The sequence below is a fragment of the Bacillus sp. V5-8f genome (genome assembly GCF_002863565.1).
In the GTDB taxonomy this organism is placed as follows: domain Bacteria; phylum Bacillota; class Bacilli; order Bacillales; family DSM-1321; genus Peribacillus.
The window spans coordinates 241,463-258,889 of the sequence record NZ_PGUW01000005.1; the positions used below are offsets into that span (position 1 = coordinate 241,463).

At 41.1% G+C, this 17,427-nt stretch carries 21 protein-coding genes; 4 read left to right on the plus strand and 17 right to left on the minus strand.

All coding sequences use genetic code 11. The features are described 5' to 3' along the window. Window positions 1-183: 183 nt before the first annotated feature. Window positions 184-1,413, plus strand: a complete 1,230-nt coding sequence (locus CUU64_RS08765) for a nucleotidyltransferase (RefSeq protein WP_101633181.1) — start codon at window positions 184-186, stop codon at window positions 1,411-1,413. A gap of 44 nt (window positions 1,414-1,457) precedes the next feature. On the opposite strand, the gene CUU64_RS08770 is transcribed toward CUU64_RS08765, so the two are convergent. The 4 genes from CUU64_RS08770 to rsmD all read right to left on the minus strand — a co-directional run bounded on the left by CUU64_RS08770 (window position 1,458) and on the right by rsmD (window position 4,570). Continuing rightward, window positions 1,458-2,483 carry a SepM family pheromone-processing serine protease gene (locus CUU64_RS08770; protein ID WP_180954518.1) on the minus strand — a complete coding sequence of 342 codons (1,026 nt, stop codon included), beginning with the start codon at window positions 2,481-2,483 and terminating at the stop codon, window positions 1,458-1,460. A 3-nt stretch (window positions 2,484-2,486) separates the two neighbouring features. Further along, window positions 2,487-3,269 (minus strand): patatin-like phospholipase family protein, encoded by a 783-nt coding sequence (locus tag CUU64_RS08775; protein ID WP_101633182.1) that lies wholly within the window; start codon window positions 3,267-3,269, stop codon window positions 2,487-2,489. Window positions 3,270-3,511: 242 nt separating this feature from the next. Then, the gene (gene coaD / locus CUU64_RS08780; RefSeq protein ID WP_101633183.1) at window positions 3,512-3,994 is read right to left on the minus strand and encodes a pantetheine-phosphate adenylyltransferase; all 483 of its coding nucleotides are present in this window, start codon (window positions 3,992-3,994) and stop codon (window positions 3,512-3,514) included. Between the two features lie 12 nt (window positions 3,995-4,006). After that, on the minus strand, window positions 4,007-4,570 hold the full coding sequence (gene rsmD, locus CUU64_RS08785) for a 16S rRNA (guanine(966)-N(2))-methyltransferase RsmD (RefSeq protein WP_101633184.1): 564 nt from the start codon (window positions 4,568-4,570) through the stop codon (window positions 4,007-4,009). 392 nt (window positions 4,571-4,962) lie between these two features. On the opposite strand from rsmD, the gene CUU64_RS08790 reads away from it, so the two are divergent. After that, window positions 4,963-5,352, plus strand: coding sequence for a DUF7147 family protein (locus CUU64_RS08790; protein WP_101633185.1), 390 nt, complete (start codon window positions 4,963-4,965; stop codon window positions 5,350-5,352). Between the two features lie 62 nt (window positions 5,353-5,414). On the opposite strand, the gene CUU64_RS08795 is transcribed toward CUU64_RS08790, so the two are convergent. Then, window positions 5,415-5,690 (minus strand): YlbG family protein, encoded by a 276-nt coding sequence (locus tag CUU64_RS08795; protein ID WP_101633186.1) that lies wholly within the window; start codon window positions 5,688-5,690, stop codon window positions 5,415-5,417. A gap of 209 nt (window positions 5,691-5,899) precedes the next feature. Between CUU64_RS08795 and CUU64_RS08800 the strand changes: the two genes are divergently transcribed. Continuing rightward, a complete protein-coding gene (locus CUU64_RS08800) occupies window positions 5,900-6,226 on the plus strand; it encodes a hypothetical protein (protein ID WP_101633187.1) in 327 nt (108 codons plus the stop codon). A gap of 99 nt (window positions 6,227-6,325) precedes the next feature. Here the strand turns inward: CUU64_RS08800 and CUU64_RS08805 are convergent, their stop codons facing one another. From CUU64_RS08805 to CUU64_RS08825, 5 genes are all read right to left on the minus strand, one after another. Continuing rightward, a complete protein-coding gene (locus CUU64_RS08805) occupies window positions 6,326-6,772 on the minus strand; it encodes a YlbF/YmcA family competence regulator (RefSeq protein WP_101633188.1) in 447 nt (148 codons plus the stop codon). A 60-nt stretch (window positions 6,773-6,832) separates the two neighbouring features. Beyond that, window positions 6,833-7,258, minus strand: coding sequence for a hypothetical protein (locus CUU64_RS08810; protein WP_101633189.1), 426 nt, complete (start codon window positions 7,256-7,258; stop codon window positions 6,833-6,835). 117 nt (window positions 7,259-7,375) lie between these two features. Beyond that, complete coding sequence (locus CUU64_RS08815; protein ID WP_101633190.1) at window positions 7,376-7,624, minus strand: YlbE-like family protein; 249 nt, start codon at window positions 7,622-7,624, stop codon at window positions 7,376-7,378. A gap of 29 nt (window positions 7,625-7,653) precedes the next feature. Beyond that, complete coding sequence (locus CUU64_RS08820; RefSeq protein WP_101633191.1) at window positions 7,654-8,094, minus strand: YlbD family protein; 441 nt, start codon at window positions 8,092-8,094, stop codon at window positions 7,654-7,656. 88 nt (window positions 8,095-8,182) lie between these two features. After that, window positions 8,183-9,226 carry a CAP domain-containing protein gene (locus tag CUU64_RS08825; RefSeq protein ID WP_257985464.1) on the minus strand — a complete coding sequence of 348 codons (1,044 nt, stop codon included), beginning with the start codon at window positions 9,224-9,226 and terminating at the stop codon, window positions 8,183-8,185. A 368-nt stretch (window positions 9,227-9,594) separates the two neighbouring features. Here CUU64_RS08825 and CUU64_RS08830 point away from each other — a divergent pair, with 368 nt between their 5' ends. Continuing rightward, entirely contained in the window at window positions 9,595-9,957 is a 363-nt protein-coding gene (locus CUU64_RS08830) for a YugN family protein (protein ID WP_101633193.1), read from the plus strand. Window positions 9,958-10,077: 120 nt separating this feature from the next. Here the strand turns inward: CUU64_RS08830 and CUU64_RS08835 are convergent, their stop codons facing one another. The 7 genes from CUU64_RS08835 to cyoE form a co-directional block, all read right to left on the minus strand. Next, the gene (locus CUU64_RS08835) at window positions 10,078-10,539 is read right to left on the minus strand and encodes a DUF420 domain-containing protein (protein ID WP_101633194.1); all 462 of its coding nucleotides are present in this window, start codon (window positions 10,537-10,539) and stop codon (window positions 10,078-10,080) included. A gap of 169 nt (window positions 10,540-10,708) precedes the next feature. Further along, window positions 10,709-11,614, minus strand: coding sequence for a cytochrome c oxidase assembly factor CtaG (gene ctaG / locus CUU64_RS08840; protein WP_101633195.1), 906 nt, complete (start codon window positions 11,612-11,614; stop codon window positions 10,709-10,711). A 175-nt stretch (window positions 11,615-11,789) separates the two neighbouring features. Continuing rightward, complete coding sequence (ctaF, locus tag CUU64_RS08845) at window positions 11,790-12,125, minus strand: cytochrome c oxidase subunit IVB (RefSeq protein ID WP_101633196.1); 336 nt, start codon at window positions 12,123-12,125, stop codon at window positions 11,790-11,792. 4 nt (window positions 12,126-12,129) lie between these two features. Then, window positions 12,130-12,759: a cytochrome (ubi)quinol oxidase subunit III gene (locus CUU64_RS08850; RefSeq protein ID WP_101633197.1), complete on the minus strand. Its 630-nt coding sequence runs from the start codon at window positions 12,757-12,759 to the stop codon at window positions 12,130-12,132. After that, window positions 12,759-14,630: a cytochrome c oxidase subunit I gene (gene ctaD, locus CUU64_RS08855; RefSeq protein WP_101633198.1), complete on the minus strand. Its 1,872-nt coding sequence runs from the start codon at window positions 14,628-14,630 to the stop codon at window positions 12,759-12,761. The genes CUU64_RS08850 and ctaD overlap by 1 nt, the downstream gene beginning before the upstream one ends. A gap of 41 nt (window positions 14,631-14,671) precedes the next feature. Further along, on the minus strand, window positions 14,672-15,751 hold the full coding sequence (gene coxB, locus CUU64_RS08860) for a cytochrome c oxidase subunit II (protein ID WP_101633199.1): 1,080 nt from the start codon (window positions 15,749-15,751) through the stop codon (window positions 14,672-14,674). 310 nt (window positions 15,752-16,061) lie between these two features. After that, complete coding sequence (gene cyoE, locus CUU64_RS08865; RefSeq protein WP_101633200.1) at window positions 16,062-17,000, minus strand: heme o synthase; 939 nt, start codon at window positions 16,998-17,000, stop codon at window positions 16,062-16,064. Window positions 17,001-17,427: the final 427 nt, after the last annotated feature.

A 17,427-nucleotide genomic window follows, 5' to 3' on the forward strand; every position in this document is an offset into this window, starting at 1 on the left:
ACCGGCTTAACATAAGGGGGGTTATAGTTGTTGCAATTTGTTACATGTAAATCGGCTCCTTGCAGTTTCCTGTACCATTCTTATTATTATTGAATAACCGTCGGGTGAACATACTTCCCCGAAGTCGACTTTCGTGTCTAAATGTTGTAAATTCATTACAATAGCAAATTAAGAGGTGAAGCCATGAAAGCTTTAGGATTAGTAGTTGAATACAATCCTTTTCATAACGGACACGCTTTTCACTTGGAAAAAAGCAAAGAAACCATAGATGCCGACATAGTAATTGCCATCATGAGCGGGCCTTTTCTACAGCGCGGTGAACCTTCATTGTTGAGCAAATGGGCCAGAGCGGAAATGGCTCTTGCAGCTGGCGTCGACCTTGTTTTTGAGCTACCCTATGCCTTCGCTCCCCAAAAGGCTGAAATATTTGCTCGCGGAGCCATTATGGCACTAGAAGCATTAGAGTGCGATTCATTTTGCTTTGGTAGTGAGAATGGAAGGATTCAACCATTTATTGAGACTTATCATTTTCTGCAAAAAGAAAAGGAACAATATGACGCGTTGGTCAAAAAGTATATGAAAGAAGGAAACAGTTATCCCCGGGCTGCATCATTTGCCTTTAGCGGCCTTGATCATGCCGGCGACAGCCTGGATTTGTCAAAGCCAAATAATATTCTCGGCATGGAATACGTGAAGGCCGCCCTTTCAAAGGGTTTTCAAATTAAACCAACGACCATCAAGCGAGTACAAGCAGGATACCATGACGAAGCACTGCCGGAAAATTCAATCGCCAGCGCCACGGCCATACGTAAATCCATTTTTGAAAGCGAAACGAATGTTGATAACATCAGTGGATATGTCCCCCTCTCCACCCTGCTCGTTTTGACGGATTACATTAAGAGCTATGGCCGGCTTCATAACTGGGAGTTGTATTGGCCTTTGCTAAAGTACAAGATCCTCTCAGTAACTGCTGTAGATTTAAGGCAGATATATGAAATGGAAGAAGGCATCGAATACCGCATCCACGAGGCTGCACTACAATCTTCAACCTTTGCTGGCTTTATGGCATCTATAAAAACAAAACGCTATACATGGACCCGGCTCCAACGGATGTGTGTCCATATCCTCACAAATACAACCAAAGAAGAAATGCATCTCCTCCAGGGAGAACCGGCTTATATTAGGCTATTGGGGATGACATCTGACGGAAGGGAATATTTGCGGAGCAAGAAAAAACACCTGCCCATCCCATTGGTATCCAGACTCTCCTCCTTTGACTCACCGGAAATCGTGCCTGACATACGGGCTGCACGAATTTATGCCATGGGGCTTTCGGAACCATATCAAAGCAAGTTAATGAAGCGGGAGTTCGAGGCCCCGGCCATTATCGAAAAAAAACCGGTTACTCGCTAAAAAAGCCGTTCCATCGTGTTCACCACACGTGGAAGCGGCTTTACTTACTTAATCTGTTTCAATGAGCGAAGGTACGTGAGGGCATCTTCTAACGTATCAACCGGCACAATCTTCATATCTGTTTTAATATCTTTGGCGGTTACAAGTGCCTGACGGTAGTTAGAATTCTTATTCCCTTTTTCATTTGGTGCAAAGAAAATTTGAGCGCCGGACTGCGCGGCTGCAACGATTTTTTGCTGGATGCCCCCGATTGGGCCGACCTCTCCTGTCTCTGACATCGTTCCCGTTCCTGCGATTTGGTACCCTTTTGTCATATCCCCTTCGGTTAGCTGATTGTAGATTTCCAACGTGAACATCAGTCCAGCGGAAGGCCCTCCAATCTGCTCGGTATTTACCTTAACAGCCGGTTCCGTTATAGGCTTTTTATCGTCATCGAGTGAAATGCCGATGCCAGCCCGTTTTTGATCAGCCTGGAAGCTTTGCAATGGCAATGTAACCCTTTTGGTCGTTGAATCTCGCTTAAATGTAAGCTCGACTTTTTCACCGGGTTTTTTATTCCCGACATAATCCATGAATTGCTTCGCCGATTTAATATCTATCTGATCGACCTTGGTAATTTGGTCACCAGGCTTCAATTTGCCATAAGCTGGCATTCCTTCAAGCGTGTTCAGTACATAAACACCTAGATATTCAAAAGAAATAGGTTTACCTGCCTTTTCATAGGCTACCTTAATTGCACTGTTTTTTGAATGATCCATCATATGAAGCTGTCTTACATTGTATTCTTCATCACTTTCATTCTCGCTTTTAATCGCATTTTCGGGATACAGCTCCTGGTATTTACTTACTTTTGCAGCGATGTATGAATAAATATTGGCTCTCCCCATCCTTACGGTTGTCAGCATAAAGCTTCCAGAGGCATCATCTCCCCCTTCAACTTCTATAATGGGTTCCAATTCTTTTGCCATCCCCGGTTTTGCTACATAATATGGCAAATAATAAAACGAAGAAGCAATGATCAGGACAGCTGCAATCAGGAAAGAGCGAAAATAGAACTTACGACTCGCCAAACTTTAAGACTCCTTCCAGTTTTCAATAGATTCTTTAATACTTCCAATATGTTTCCTCGCTTCTTCTTCCCCGATACGAATGATATCGGAAATATCGGTAAATGCCTTTGAATTATATTTTTCGACCCGTGGCCGGATCATGACATCAGCAGCAAATTCCCTGGTTTTTACGAGTTCCATTTGCAGAATATCAAGGCTTTGGATGATCACATCATAAATAGAGGAAATTTCCTGATCTTGTTTTACTTGGGCAACATCAACGGCCACAACAATATCTGCACCCATATCCTTTACAACAGAAACCGGAACACGGTCGATTACCCCGCCATCCACCAACAAGCGGCCGTCAATTTTTTCGGGGACAAAGATCCCCGGTATTGATATGCTGGCTCTTACGGCGTCAGAGACCGGGCCTTCACGGAATAAGACTTTGTCGCCTCGTTTAATGTCTGTAGCGACAACACTTACGGGGATATCAAGCTCTTCAAGTCTCTTTCCATATGTAAAAACCCGGATAAGCTCTTTTACCCTTTTGCCAGATATAAAACCCATTTTGGGAACAGTGAAATCTAAATAATACTTTCGTTTAAACACACGCGCCAACTTATAAAGCCTTTCAATATCCGAACCTGCAGCATAAAATGTCCCGACAAGTGCACCCATGCTGCTGCCGGCAATCATATCAATCGGGATTCCCTCTTCCCTCAACACCTTGATTACACCCACATGGGCAAAGCCTCTTGCTCCTCCTGAACCGAGTGCAAGGCCTATCTTCGGCTTTCGCAAAAAGAATCCCTCCCGGAAATACCTTGGACTATGTAACAAACTTATTACCATTAAAGATAGTTTATGAAAGGCTTGGAACGGTTGGTTTAATGTGACGTAGTTCTATTTTATCACCTGAAATGTTGGATTCCCAGCGAATTTTACCGATGAACAATGCCATAACTTTTCCTTTATACATCATTTATCCCATAAAAAAGGGGCCCTCCTATATGGACCGGGTCCCCTGGAAGCTTTTATTAAGTTTACTTCCCATATTTTTCAAGCAGCGCCACCCTTACCTTCTCCGGAACTAGTTCAGAGATATCGCCACCATATTTTGCAACTTCTTTTACAATGCTAGAGCTAAGGAAAGAATACTGATTTCTTGTCATAATAAAAAAGGTTTCGACTCTTTCATTCAGCAATCTATTCATAGAAGTGATCTGCATTTCATACTCGAAATCGGATACGGCTCGGAGGCCGCGAATGATTGCGTCTGCATTGACATTTCTGGCGTATTCAGCAAGCAATCCTTGAAAGGAGTCTACTTTTACATTTGGAATATGGGCAGTGGTTTCCCTAATCAATTCTAAGCGTTCATTGACTGTGAACAGCGATTGCTTCGAAGTGTTATTTAAAACGGTTACATAAACCTCGTCAAAAACCTTGGCTCCTCTTTGGATAATATCCAAATGACCAAAAGTGATCGGGTCAAAGCTACCCGGACAAACGGCTACTCTGGCCATAAAAATCCCCCTCTACTGTTGATCAGCACTCCATTGATATATAGATATAGCAATGATTCCATATTCTTCTTGCCGTGTTTTTATGAAACCGCCAACACGATCTGGAAGGACTACATCATGGCCGTGTTCGCATACGACAACCCCTTGACGATCAAGAAGCGCTGCATTATGTATTTGCTCAAGCAAAGTGACCAGTTTTTGTTTTTTATACGGTGGATCCAGCATGATAAGCTGGAACGTTACCTCTCTTTTTGTAATAGCCTTTAACGCTCTTTCCGCGTCATTTCTGTAGACTTCAGCTTGCTCTGTAAAATTGCATGCAGAAAGATTTTCCTTGACCGTCCGAACGGCCTGGTGTTCCCTGTCTACAAAAATGGCACGATTCATCCCACGGCTTAGTGCCTCAATTCCAAGACCCCCACTGCCCGCAAATAAGTCAAGGACAGTACCGCCTTCAAAGTAAGGCCCGATCATATTGAATACAGCTTCCTTCACTTTGTCTGTTGTAGGCCTGGTTCCTGTGCCCGGCACTGATTTTAAAGGCCTTCCTTTGCATGTTCCGGAAACGACCCGCATGTTTTCACCACATTTTTAGACAAATTTTTCTGTTACTCAATAATCCTATCATATTACAAATGCACAGCCAACTTCAAAAAATTTTTTCAAGCGCTGCCGGCAAGAAAAAAATGAGCAGGTTTGAATAATCAGGATAAATTTGGCCATACTGTTAGTAACAACATCACTATCGTAGGTGTTGTTGCCAACCGCGGAGAAGACTTACGTTTCCCCATAAGTTCTTCCTCCGGTTTCTCCTCTCCCTTTGCCTTCTACCCTTTGTTGAAGGAAATAGAAGGACCCTGCAGAAGATGACCTGCAGGGCTTTTTTTTGGCACGAAAAATGACTTATTGGTTTATGTAGGTTTAAGTGATAAAGTAAAATTAGATTACATTACAAGGAGAGATCTTATTTGATCCAGCGTTTTATTGAATTAGGGGAAGGATATTCAGATATATATGAATTAATAGAAATCGGGAAGGCAAATAAAAGCCGTGTTGCGCGCCTTCTTGCACTCCATACTAATCGGGATGGAAAAGAACTTACTTCCCTTTTGCTTGTCCTTCATCCAACTGACCCGGGCAATTTTCAGCCCTTATACCTATGCAGGGAAGGAATTCCAAATCCAAACTTCACGCCGAACAAGCGATTCGAATTGTTCAGGGAGCTTGCAATGGACCTCGGAAAAGACATCATCGAACTCGATGTCAAGCCCTCTTCTGCTTTCTCGGAAAAAGAACTTTATTTCCAATATCTTACCGGGATCCTTCGGATGAATCGATATCTGCCCCCTTTAAGCTGACATAAAGCAATTTTATAAAAAAGGCGCAGGCATTCATTCAAGAAAGCCTGCGCCTTTTCATGTCATATTCCCATTTTATAATCATATTCCTTCGCTTTGTCAGGTTTAGAGTTCTCATACTCCATTTTTAGAAATGGCTTATAGGAGAGCTCGACCCGCTTCACGAATGAATAGCTTCTCAGCTTATCAGAAAGTGCCTCCACATCCTCCATATTTGTATACAAAACTGCGTATTTCAGTTTTTTGGATACATAGTGGATATTCCCAAATTTCCTGAGCATTTTTGCCTGCTTTAATGTATGTAAATATACGATAATTCCTTGTCTTTCTCCAAACATAACAAGTAACTCCCTTTTTTTAAATGAAACTCGTCCCGTCAAGCAAGGTGTTTATAGATTTGATCGTGACTGTGTAAGGGTAAAGGTTTTCATTAAGTGTAGCATAGCATAAACTTTCCTATCAACATATAAAAAAATCCTTACCAGATTTAACGCCTTAGGACTGAACAAAAAGGGGATTTCAAATCCATAAGGGAGGAGGCTTAGCGATGGATTTGAATATGGTTTGGGCTGTATTTATTAATTCATTGGCCGCTGAGGAGAATATTTTATGCGCAGAGCATAAAAAAGTCGCCGGAATACCCTTTCTTTATATTAAGCGGTCAGAGCTAGTTGAAATCGATACGGTAATAAAAGCTATAAAAAAAGCATCAGCAAAGGCGATGCGCGGTCACAAGCTTCATAGCGAGACAGTTTTCGTTAGAAACGGGAACAATTTATTGGTTTTTCGCCATCGTTTTTTTGTGCCACAACGGAAAATGTTTTGCTGCGGGAATTTATGCCCTGATTGCATCCGGTTTGAGAATGAAACATAACAAAGCAAAGAGACCGGCCACCCTCTCTATAAACCACCTGTACATTCCCTATGAGAAAAAATTAAAAGCGGGCTTAAAGCCCGCTCTAACACCTAAAACTTATGCAGAACACCCACAGCTGCCGCCAGATCCGCAGCCTCCACTGCAGCTTGAGAGTGACTCAAAAAACGGATTTCCAGTCGGAACTTTGATATGAGGGGAAACGGCATGTCCCACTTTCATACTGATTTCATCCAGGATTCCTTGTAACTCTGTTTCCGCCCTTTTAAATTCCGCGATAGAGGGATGAAGATCCATTTCACGCTTTGCCTCCCGGATTTCAAGGTTCACTCTTTTATAGTCCGGATGGTATTTCCCAAAGCGCTGGGTCTCTTCGTATAAGTCCTTAAGAGAAGCAAATTTGCGGATTTTTTGCTGTGCTTCCCCGTCATTCCTCATTTTATATAAAGCAAGCTGATAATTTTCTCCTGCTTCCGATTGTAAAACCATTTCAGCCAAAGAATCGGCCGTTTGCAAAATATTAACCCTTTCCATAGTAGCAAGCATTGTTTGCTCACCTCCACCCCAATTCTATCATTTCTGTAGATGAGATGCTATTCCTTTTCCTTAGATACCCGAATCAATTTGTACGGTGAATCTTTTTTCCAAGCCAACAGGCTCTCCGTTAACCTTTACAATTTGCATGAGAATATCATGCCGTCCCCGAGGCATCTTTTTCACGACAAACGCGGCTGTCCGATAATCTGCAAGCTTCTTTCCGTCTAGATACAATCGCACCTTCACGCTCTCTTTTTCATCGGAAGGGGAAAAGGTAAATTCTTTTAAAAAACATTCCACATAAAGGGAATTCCCTTTCAAAAAATATTTTGCTTGGAATCCTCTTCCGCCACGAGGACTAATAGACTTGGCTGAAGCAGAATGGCTGCGGCTCTGAACTCCCTGTTTGTCCTGGTTAATTTGCGGTTCAGGTATATTGTTGCCGCATGCGGTTAAGATCAGTACTAACCAAATTAAATGAACCAGCCACTTCACGAATATCCGCCTCCTTTGCCAACTAGTGTTTGCAAAAAAAGCCAATTTACTCCCAGTATTATTCAAATTAAATAAGAACTTTGTTGATAAAAAATAAGAAATGGCTGCCTATATAGATCAGCCATTTCCTCCCTGGTATTTCATCGCCTCGAACATACCAACCAGCATGGAAGCCATCTGCACACCATCTGAAAATTTATTGATTCTCTGCGGAATCGTTTTATTGAAATGGTAGGCGGCTTCCGTTTCCATTTTGTCAAACTCCTGTGGATTTCTCATCAATCTCCGATACCAGTACGGATGTTGGCGTAGGTACTTTTTCAAATCCTGATTTCCCTCAATCAAGTTATATACATCGTGCCTCATAAAAACCTCCTTGGCTTTACTATCCATTCCTAGTCTTTCCTAAATACAAATGGATTGGACTTTGGTTTTTTTTCTTGCACATCTTCTTCCTGTTTCGGCTTGTCGCCCTGGAAGGAAGAAATGATTCCCTGAATGGCGCCTAGTGCCTGATTGGCACTTGATATATACTGTTGTACTTGATTGACATCCAAGTTCTTCAGTGACTGTAAAAGGACTCCGAGGACATCCGCTTTGTTTGTCTGACTTGATTTTGCAGATGGAGCTTTTTGTATAGAATCGCTTTCATCGGGTTCTTCTTCAACGACCCTGTATTCCTCCCACTGCTCATGGTCGCTGCCAAAAAGCTGCCACTCCTCAAATAATTCCTGCCATGTATAGTTCCCATTTTTGACTTCCTGTCTTAACTTTGGATGTTTCTTCACAAACGCCTTGAATCTTTCAACTGATTTACGCCCTTTTTTTTGAGCCATATACGTTCACCTCACGATATGACATACGCCTACTGCCATCTTATGAACAAAATTCAAAAATGTGACAGAATGGTCTATCATTAGGCACTTATGATGGCTTCTCACTTGCAATGAAATTCTGGGTGTAATATTTCCGGTATACCCCAACACCAACGTGGGTAAATTCTTTATTTAACAACGCTTCACGGTGACCTTTACTATTTAACCATCCTTCCATCGCAGCTATGGCATCGACGTAGTTTGCTGCAATGTTTTCCCCGGCAAGCCTGTAGGATATGCCCCCCTTAGCAAGTCTGTCCTCAAGATTACCGTTTGTCGGGGAGTTATGGGAAAAATACCGGCCTTCCGACATATCGTTGCTATGCTTGAAAGCAACTTCAGAGGTTTTCTCATCCCATTTTAATTCTGCCAGGCCAAACCTTTGTCTCATAATATTGGTAATATCAAAAACCTGACGGCGGCTTCCGGCCTCGACCTTTTTCCATTCATCCTCTGAAAGAGGATTTTCCTCCAATAGTTCCCCCCGGTATGTCAATTCATAAGGCTTCTGTTTAAGAAGTGTTTCTTCGTTTAAGAACCGGACACTGGATACACTGCCAGTAAACTTATCCAGGTATAGCTGAGCATATCCACTGCCCAGCTTTATCAACGGCCTCATATTCATGTCTTCCTCTGAAAGCTCAAAACGGTAAGAGCCGGTGTCTGTATCAATATCGACTAATGTTTCAACATAGGCACTGGAATAGATCTCATCAATCGTCTGCCCAATTTTAAATGGCGTTACATCAACCTCTTTGCCAATGCCATATGCCGATACAATCCTTCCTTTATCAACAGCAAGCTGAAAATACTTTCTGCTGTCCTGATTATAAATCCACCAGTCATAACCATAGGAGGATGAGTCTACCCTGGAAGGCTTTCCATAGAGTTTTTCTGCATGAGCCGCTTTTTTTCCAATTAACCCAGCAAGTCCTTCTGAAGGGTTTCCTAACATGCGATTTTTGTCCGACGCTTCATTTTTTTGGATTTCTTCCTGTTTCTTTTGCTTGATGCCATTTTCATCAAAAAGTATTGGGTTTTCACCATTTTCGAGCACTAGATTAAAAAAGATACCAATTATAAATAAAACCACTGAAAGTATGATAGCTCTTACCAAAATTTGCAGAGGAAGTCTCCTCCTCTCTGAATCTATATTATGTATAAATTGTCTTCCTAAAAGCATTTATCACAATTATATCATTGTTTACGCGGTGTTTATACGGATTCAGCCATTGAATGATGCCTGGAAATATTAAGTTTTTATAAACGAAAAAGACATAGTTTTTGTGAACGTTAAAATAACAAAAGGTACTCATTGAAAATTCAATAATTTCGTACTATTATAAAATATGAGGGAAAATTGTCTATATGTAAACATAATTGGAGAAACTAGCATTTTTATACATATCTTTCTCCGGCTTATCATGATTTCTGTTAAAAGCTAAATTAGGAGGGTTATTCGTGAAATTCGAAAGCTTTGGTTTTGAAAACGTTTCAGCAGATTTAAACCGGTTGGATGAATTAATGCCTGAATACGGTTTGGTTCGCGCTGAGCAATGGGATTATGAAAGAGTAAGCTATGATCGTAAATTCGAATTAAAGGAAGGCACCTTCTACCTGCGTGTATTCGGCTATGCTGTGGAGGGAGATGTAGGCGCTCACAAGGCCGTGATCAAGCTGCTTACTCCCCTGCTAGGCAAACACTATTATCCGCATGGCGTTGAATATGGCGAAGGCGAAATCTTCCCTGCCTCCCTTGTTAAGCAATGCGAGAAAATCCTTTCCGACATAAAGACAGAGCTGGAGCAATTTTCAGGGATCTAATACCACCTTGAAAGCGCATGAAACCTTCATGCGTTTTTTTGCTAAAATGCTAGAGTTCCAATGGGTTCACCATATGAAAAAAAGCAGCGGTTTTCATTCAGACCGCTGCTTTCTATGTTATTAAAAGCCTAAAATTGCTTTTATGACGGAGGTCGTCTCTCCCCCATGGTAGAATACATAAAGTAAAAGGTAGACGGCAACACCAGTAATAGCAGTAAAAAACCAAATGACACTAGTAATCGGACCCAGTTTTCGATGCTTGGAGAGTTTATTGTTGAAGCCGGTCAGTAAAGTGACAATTCCGAAAACAGCCCCTGTCGTTGCCAAAGTAATATGAAACACCAGAAAGACCGTATAGTAAATTTTTAAGTCGTCCGGTCCCCCAAAAGCAGTATTTCCTATAAAAACAGTTCTTGATGCGTATATCAGAAAGAAAATTAATGCAAAAATTGCAGCTGTTATCATTGTTTTCTTGTGCGTTTCAATCTTTCGCTGCTTGATTTGGTACCAGCCGATTGCTACAGTGATGGCGCTTAATACGATAAAGGTTGTACTAATAGTAGGCAGTATTGGTAAAGACATGGTCGGTTAAAACGTCCTCTCTATATCTAAATAACATCTTTTTCATTTTATAAAAGCCTGTATAAAAACTCAACGAAATAGCAGATTCTTAACAGAATGCTCAATAATGTTCATTTTTTTAAATTTTTTCAAAAAAAAGCCTTGCTAAATTTAGACAAGGCTTTCTAACCTATTGTTCTATTGTTTGCACATTGCCAGGAAGCGGGTCCACTTTATCGATGCCCCCATTGTCCTTTCGATACCATGCGAAGAAAACATAAGCAAGCACTATTCCATATACTATCTCCTGGATGATTTTCATCAGTACCCCGCCAAGCTGTTGGTCCTCCATGAGCGGAAGGCCGTTAAACATTTCTGGTCCGCTAAGCTGCAAGCCAGAAAGCTGCGACGCAGGGACACACAATTCCATCGCCTGTGCCCAGGCTGAGGCATTAGTAAAAGTGCCATATAACGGATTATCAGCAAAAATGATTAAAGCACAGGCGGGCGTCAATAAAATACCATTACCGAAGATATATCCAATCTTATATAAACCTGACAGGCTCTGTCTCTCAGGCAGCTGGTTAACAAGAGGAAACCACATAAAAAGGGCCGAAAAGAAAAGAACTACTGTATAAAGAGCGTGCAGCCACATATCCGTTTTAACAAAGTCAAAAATAAGCGGAATATGATAGAAAGAGAACAAAAGATTAAACACAATCAATGCTATTAAAGGCTTCGTCAAAGCTGTTGTAATTCGGTCGAAAGCTCGATAGGAAAATAGTTTCCTCCATAGCCAGTTCGGGATGCCAAGGATCAGCAATGGCGGCATTACAAGATATAAAAATGCCATTTGTACCATATGGGCACTGAACATAATATGTCCCAATAAATCCAGCGGCGATCCTTTAATAGCATACAGTAACACCATAAAAATGATAAAAAGGGCGTTTTGTTGCTTGGTCACCGGCTTACTGTTTAAAAACTTGGTTCGATACTTAGTTACCAGCAAGAAATACGCAATTGTTATCAAAACGAGAGTGACAAAGAAGTATGGGCTCCATAAAGCACGGAAACCAAAAATATCGATCGACATGTAATCACCTCTGAACATATCCTTCATTTATTCATATTATACAAGATGGTTTGAAACAGGGACAATGTTAAGCATTATATGGATGTAATGGTAAATAAATGTGATTTTGCGGGATCGTTTTAAACATACTCATAAAGAAAATCGGCTATGTAATAGCCGATTTTCTCATTTGACCTTAAATCCAGGTAATTGTTACAAATGTCAGAATTGTGATAGCCCCAACTAAAGCTCCAGAATACATAAACAAAGCGATTGTGTTATGTCCTTTATGCTTCATATGCATAAAGTAATAGAGCTGAAAAGCGACCTGGACTACCGCAAGCAATAAGATAAAAGGGACAATAAACCAGTGTGAAAATTCCTCATAGCCAACTGCCAAAAACGCGAGGAGTGTAAAGAAAATCATCAAGGTAAATGTAATGACTTGATGTTTCATTTCCTCAGCATTTTGTTTGCGGCGATATTTTAAATTCACATGCGGGTTAGCTGAATTTGATTGATCGTTCGCCATCAATTTATCCCACCATTCCCATTAAATATACTACAGTAAAAATAAATACCCACACCACGTCAATAAAATGCCAATAAAGACTCGCAACATAAAATTTAGGTGCATTGTATAGGTTCAGGCCGCGTTTAGCATTTCTCAGCATCAGTGTCAGAATCCAGGCTAAACCAACAGCAACGTGGGCCCCGTGAAATCCAACTAAAGTGTAGAAGGCAGAGCCGAATGCACTGCTTGTAAACGTATGTTTGAATTCATGAACATAATGATTGAATTCGTAAACCTCTAAACCAAGGAACCCAGCCCCTAGTAAAACAGTAATCAATAGCCAAGCCTGCATTTTATGAAAATGGTTATTTTTCATATGGTACATCGCATAAACGCTTGTCAGTGAACTGGTCAATAAAAGCATGGTAGCAACAAAGGTTAAAGGTAATTCAAAAATATCACTGGCAAGTTTATGGCTTGAATTTGGAACCTTATCCTTTAATGCCAGGTACGTAGCAAAGAGTGATGCGAATAATACAGTCTCTCCACCCAAGAATAACCAAAAACCGAGAAATTTATTTTTCCCTTCCAGGGTTGCTGTTTCAGGAGAAGCTGGCCAGGTTGCATCCGTAAACTTTTCTTCTGCGTGCATTATGCCTTAGCCCCCTTATCATCGTCATCTAAAAGATCCTCTTTATGGATATGGAATCCATGGTCATCCTTTACCGAACGGATAAACATTGCCCCAAAGGTGATGAGCAAGCCAATAACAAGTACCGGTATAGCCCAGCCTTTATCATCAACATGGTACATCGCACCAAAAGCAGCAATGAACAGACCTAATGACATGACTAGCGGTAGGATGGATGCATTTGGCATATGAATATCACCAAGCGGTTCAGCAGGTGTCATGCCGTTTTTGCCTTCCATCTTCTCAACCCAATAAGCATCCAATCCACGTACTAGAGGCAGCTGTTTAAAGTTGTAGAATGGCGGAGGTGATGGAATCGCCCACTCAAGCGTGCGGCCATCTTCCCATGGATCATTACCGACTTTTTCATTTTTTACAGAAGTCACGATTATATTTATCAGCAAGATAAGGATTGCAACCGCCATGAAAAATGCTCCAACAGTACTAATAAGGTTTCCTGTTTCAAACCCTTGTCCCGGAAGGTAAGTGAATATACGGCGAGGCATACCCATTAATCCAAGGAAATGCTGGATAAAGAATGTTAAGTGGAAACCAATTAAGAACAACCAAAACGTAATTTTACCCAGTTTTTCATTAAGCATTGTTCCAAACATCTTTGGCCAGTAGAAATGCGTACCGGCTAATAACCCAAAGACTACACCACCAACTATAACATAGTGGAAGTGGGCAACTACAAAGTAGCTATCGTGATATTGGTAATCAGCTGGCGCTGCGGCAAGCATGATACCCGTTACCCCTCCGGCAACAAATGAAGGAATGAACGCGGTAGCATACAACATTGGTGTTGTAAACTTAATGCTTCCGCCCCACATTGTAAACATCCAGTTAAAGATTTTGATACCGGTTGGCACGGCAATGGCCATGGTAGCTACCGCAAAAATTGCGTTTGCGATCGGACCCAGCCCTACCGTAAACATATGGTGGGCCCAAACCATGAAGCCCAGGAAACCGATTAGGACTGTTGCGAATACCATTGAAGAATATCCAAACAATCTTTTCCTGGAAAACGTGGCAAATACTTCCGAGAATATACCGAATGCCGGTAAAATCAGAATGTACACCTCAGGATGGCCGAAAATCCAGAATAAATGTTCCCAGATAATTGTATTACCGCCTGCGGTTGCATCGAAGAAGTTAGATCCGAATAAACGGTCAAACATCATTAAAACCAAACCAACAGTTAATGGAGGAAATGCGAATAAAATCAGTGCAGATACTACGAAAGATGACCAGGTAAACAGCGGCATACGCATGTATGTCATACCTGGAGCTCGCATATTTATGATTGTTGCCAGGAAGTTAATCCCCCCAATTAATGTCCCAATCCCGGAGATTTGAAGGCCAAGCACATAAAAATCCACATTGTGACCGGGAGAATGCAAAGACAATGAAGCATAGGATGTCCAACCTGCATCAGGAGCTCCTCCCAAAAACCATGAAAGGTTCAGAAAAACACCGCCAAAGAAGAACAACCAGAAGCCCAATGCATTTACAAATGGAAATGCAACGTCGCGTGCTCCTATCTGAAGCGGTAACACAGCATTCATGAAAGCAAATACCAAAGGCATTGCCGCCAAGAAGATCATGGTCGTTCCATGCATCGTTAATATTTCGTTATACAAGCCGGCACTGACAAAATCGTTGTTTGGGACTGCAAGCTGAATTCTGATGAACATCGCTTCAATTCCGCCGACTACAAAGAAAAATCCGCCTGCGATAAGGTAAAGTATCGCAATCTTTTTATGGTCTACCGTTGTAAGGTAATCCCAAACCGTACCGCCAAATCCTTTTTTCTGAGCGTAGGTACTCACGGTTTATCCTCCCTCTGTCAATCAATCTATGAATCTATCCTCTATTTCTCTTCAACCTTTAATCCCATTAAGTACGCAGCCAGCGCGTCAATCTGTTCGTCGGATACTTTGTATGTACCTGTCATTGTGTTGCCCGGCTTATATTCTTCAGGATCTTTTATCCAATTTTTTAGATTTTCTTCATTATGCTCCATTACCCCAGCGATACGTTCCCGCTCACCGAAAGTCGCAAGGTTAGGAGCCTGCCTGGCTTGTTCAGGCCTGCTGTCATTAGGTGTTACAGCATGACACCCGATACAGCTCTTATTGAATACTTCTTCCCCTTGTTTCGCTAAGTCACCTTCTGCTGAAGGTTTTTTAACATTTTTCATATCAGCAGCCCATTGATCGAATTCGGCACGGGATTTCGTCTTAACTTTAAAGTCCATCAAAGCATGTGATGGTCCGCAAAGCTCCGCACACTTCCCATAAAAAAGATCTTTTACTTCTTCTGCTTTCTTACTATCAAATTCTAGCCAGAATTGATTTTCTCCGTCAACGTTCGTATCCATCTTGCCTCCAGCAGACGGAATCCAGAAGGAGTGTTTAACATCGGAAGCTTTTAAATTAAAGTAAACCTTTTCATCTGTGGGCACGACTAAATCCTGGCTTGTTACGATACCGAGGTCCGGATATTCGAATTCCCACCAGTAAAGATTTGCCCGTACATTCACAACAAGGGCATCTTTCGTTTTGCCATCCTTATCTTTCTTATCCATAGCTTTGGTATCAGCGAAATCAAAAGTAGCTGTGACAGTTGGCACGGCCAGAATCAACAAAAGAAGGATAGGAATAACAGTCCAGATAATTTCAAGTTTGTGGCTTCCTTCAATTTGCTTAGGAATTGTGTCGTCCCCTTTTTTACGGCGGAAACGAATAATTACAATTAAGAATATTACTACTACCGCAATAATTACCAATACCATGATCATTGTACTAAGAATCATGAGGTCGAATTGCCTCTGTGCAACCTCACCAGCCGGCTGTAACGCAGAAACAAACGGTTCTCCACAACCAGCCAATAAAAGTGCCAATATTGCGAATAATGAAGCTATACGCCATTTTTGCAGCCTTTTTTTCATAGCTTTAGATACCCCTTTCGTAAAATTTTTCTCACTTGTCTAAAAAATTGGCGCTGATTTTTCTAAAATTCTCTCTATATTAATTTCTAGCAATTAGAAAGAATTCCTAATTGAAAAAGGAATCATAAAACGCTGATAGGTGAAAGAAGACAGCGCTTAAAAAATTATTAAAAAAAGACTCAAATTATGTATAAGCACTCTATGTGTTCCTGGATGGGAAACTATAGAGTTCAATATCCCTCTATGAATTTATTATTGGTGCCTAATGCCCTGTCTTGAATCAGGGCATCAAGCGAACCTCTGTATTTAACTAAACAAGTGTTACTATCACCATAGCGACATAAAGAATAGTCATATAGTTTAAGGAATATACAAACATCAGCCTGGCCCATTTCAGGTCATCTTTCATTCTATACCCGCTGATTCCCAAAATAAGCCATCCAATATTCAATATAGTCGCCAATACGACAAGGGTTGTGCCAAGTGAAGTAAGGAAAAAAGGAATTGGCAGCAAACATGCGACCCAGAATACCATGGACCTTTTTGTTCTTTTGAATCCTTTTATTACTGGCAGCATCGGAATGCCGGCTGCCCTGTATTCTTCACAGCGCTTCATGGCAATCGCATAGAAATGCGGTGGCTGCCAAATGAACATGATCAGAAACAGGATCCATGCAAGCAGGTCTAAATCCGGATCAATAGCTGCCCATCCAATTAAAGGCGGCACCGCCCCTGATACGCTTCCTACAATAGTATTGGAGACAAATCTGCGTTTTGACACTAGTGTGTACAGTACGACATACGAAAAAACGCCAAAAAGCCCAATGGCTGCTGCAGTAAAGTTTGTGAAAGCAAGCATGATGGTCCCTATTGCTATCAAAGCAAGGCTTAGGGCCAACACCTTCGCAGGATTAGCTTTTCCCGTAACTGTGGGCCTGTTTTTGGTCCTCTCCATCAAATGGTCTATGTCCCGGTCAATGTAATTATTTAAACTGCAAGATCCTGCCACGATTAAGGAAGAACCTGCCAGTACAAAAAACATTGTATCCAGGTTACTGAAAAAATGCTCGCCTGAAAAATGAAGGGCCAGCCATAATCCTGTGAATGTGGTGATTAAATTGGAATTGACAATACCAATTTTAATGAGGGCCATGAAATCCTTCCAGGCTGTCGTTGCCGACCCTCCGGTTTGAAGGGTTGAGTCACTGTCCTTTAAGCCAGGTTCAGTCAAAGCCCTTGTATTAGACATTTAATTCACTCCTTCAACAAATTGCGCAAATAAGAAAGCATATAATTTATACTATAAATCATTTCTTCGGACTTTTCTATATTGGCCACTTAGGAAATCTGACGAAATTGAGACAAATCCTTGGTAAGAAGTACAATATTATTAAAGTGATAAGAATAATAATTTCAATTATTCTGAATAATATGCAACCTTCTTCTGTATATTAAATCACACTTTTCTATGCTTTTGTGACTTTTTTTTGTATAATTCTTGTCTTATTTGTGAAACCGCTTACCCCATTTGAAATCTATTATCTTATATATGTTTGAAAGTGTCTCAATTTTCATAAAATCTTGTAAATTCCCGACAAGTTGTGTAATATCTAGGAAGAAAAGAGAACGCTTTATTGTCGCCTGAAAAAACCAGCCCATTACGTATATACATATTT

Bases quoted from the DNA above. Each gene is read 5' to 3' on its own strand.
- CUU64_RS08765 (WP_101633181.1), top strand. From the start codon at position 184: ATGAAAGCTTTAGGATTAGTAGTTGAATACAATCCTTTTCATAACGGA.
- coaD (WP_101633183.1), bottom strand. From the start codon at position 3,994: ATGGCCAGAGTAGCCGTTTGTCCGGGTAGCTTTGACCCGATCACTTTT.
- rsmD (WP_101633184.1), bottom strand. From the start codon at position 4,570: ATGCGGGTCGTTTCCGGAACATGCAAAGGAAGGCCTTTAAAATCAGTG.
- CUU64_RS08795 (WP_101633186.1), bottom strand. From the start codon at position 5,690: ATGTTTGGAGAAAGACAAGGAATTATCGTATATTTACATACATTAAAG.
- CUU64_RS08800 (WP_101633187.1), top strand. From the start codon at position 5,900: ATGGATTTGAATATGGTTTGGGCTGTATTTATTAATTCATTGGCCGCT.
- CUU64_RS08805 (WP_101633188.1), bottom strand. From the start codon at position 6,772: ATGCTTGCTACTATGGAAAGGGTTAATATTTTGCAAACGGCCGATTCT.
- CUU64_RS08815 (WP_101633190.1), bottom strand. From the start codon at position 7,624: ATGAGGCACGATGTATATAACTTGATTGAGGGAAATCAGGATTTGAAA.
- CUU64_RS08820 (WP_101633191.1), bottom strand. From the start codon at position 8,094: ATGGCTCAAAAAAAAGGGCGTAAATCAGTTGAAAGATTCAAGGCGTTT.
- CUU64_RS08835 (WP_101633194.1), bottom strand. From the start codon at position 10,539: ATGTCTTTACCAATACTGCCTACTATTAGTACAACCTTTATCGTATTA.
- ctaG (WP_101633195.1), bottom strand. From the start codon at position 11,614: ATGTCGATCGATATTTTTGGTTTCCGTGCTTTATGGAGCCCATACTTC.
- ctaF (WP_101633196.1), bottom strand. From the start codon at position 12,125: ATGGCGAACGATCAATCAAATTCAGCTAACCCGCATGTGAATTTAAAA.
- CUU64_RS08850 (WP_101633197.1), bottom strand. From the start codon at position 12,759: ATGCACGCAGAAGAAAAGTTTACGGATGCAACCTGGCCAGCTTCTCCT.
- coxB (WP_101633199.1), bottom strand. From the start codon at position 15,751: ATGAAAAAAAGGCTGCAAAAATGGCGTATAGCTTCATTATTCGCAATA.
- cyoE (WP_101633200.1), bottom strand. From the start codon at position 17,000: ATGTCTAATACAAGGGCTTTGACTGAACCTGGCTTAAAGGACAGTGAC.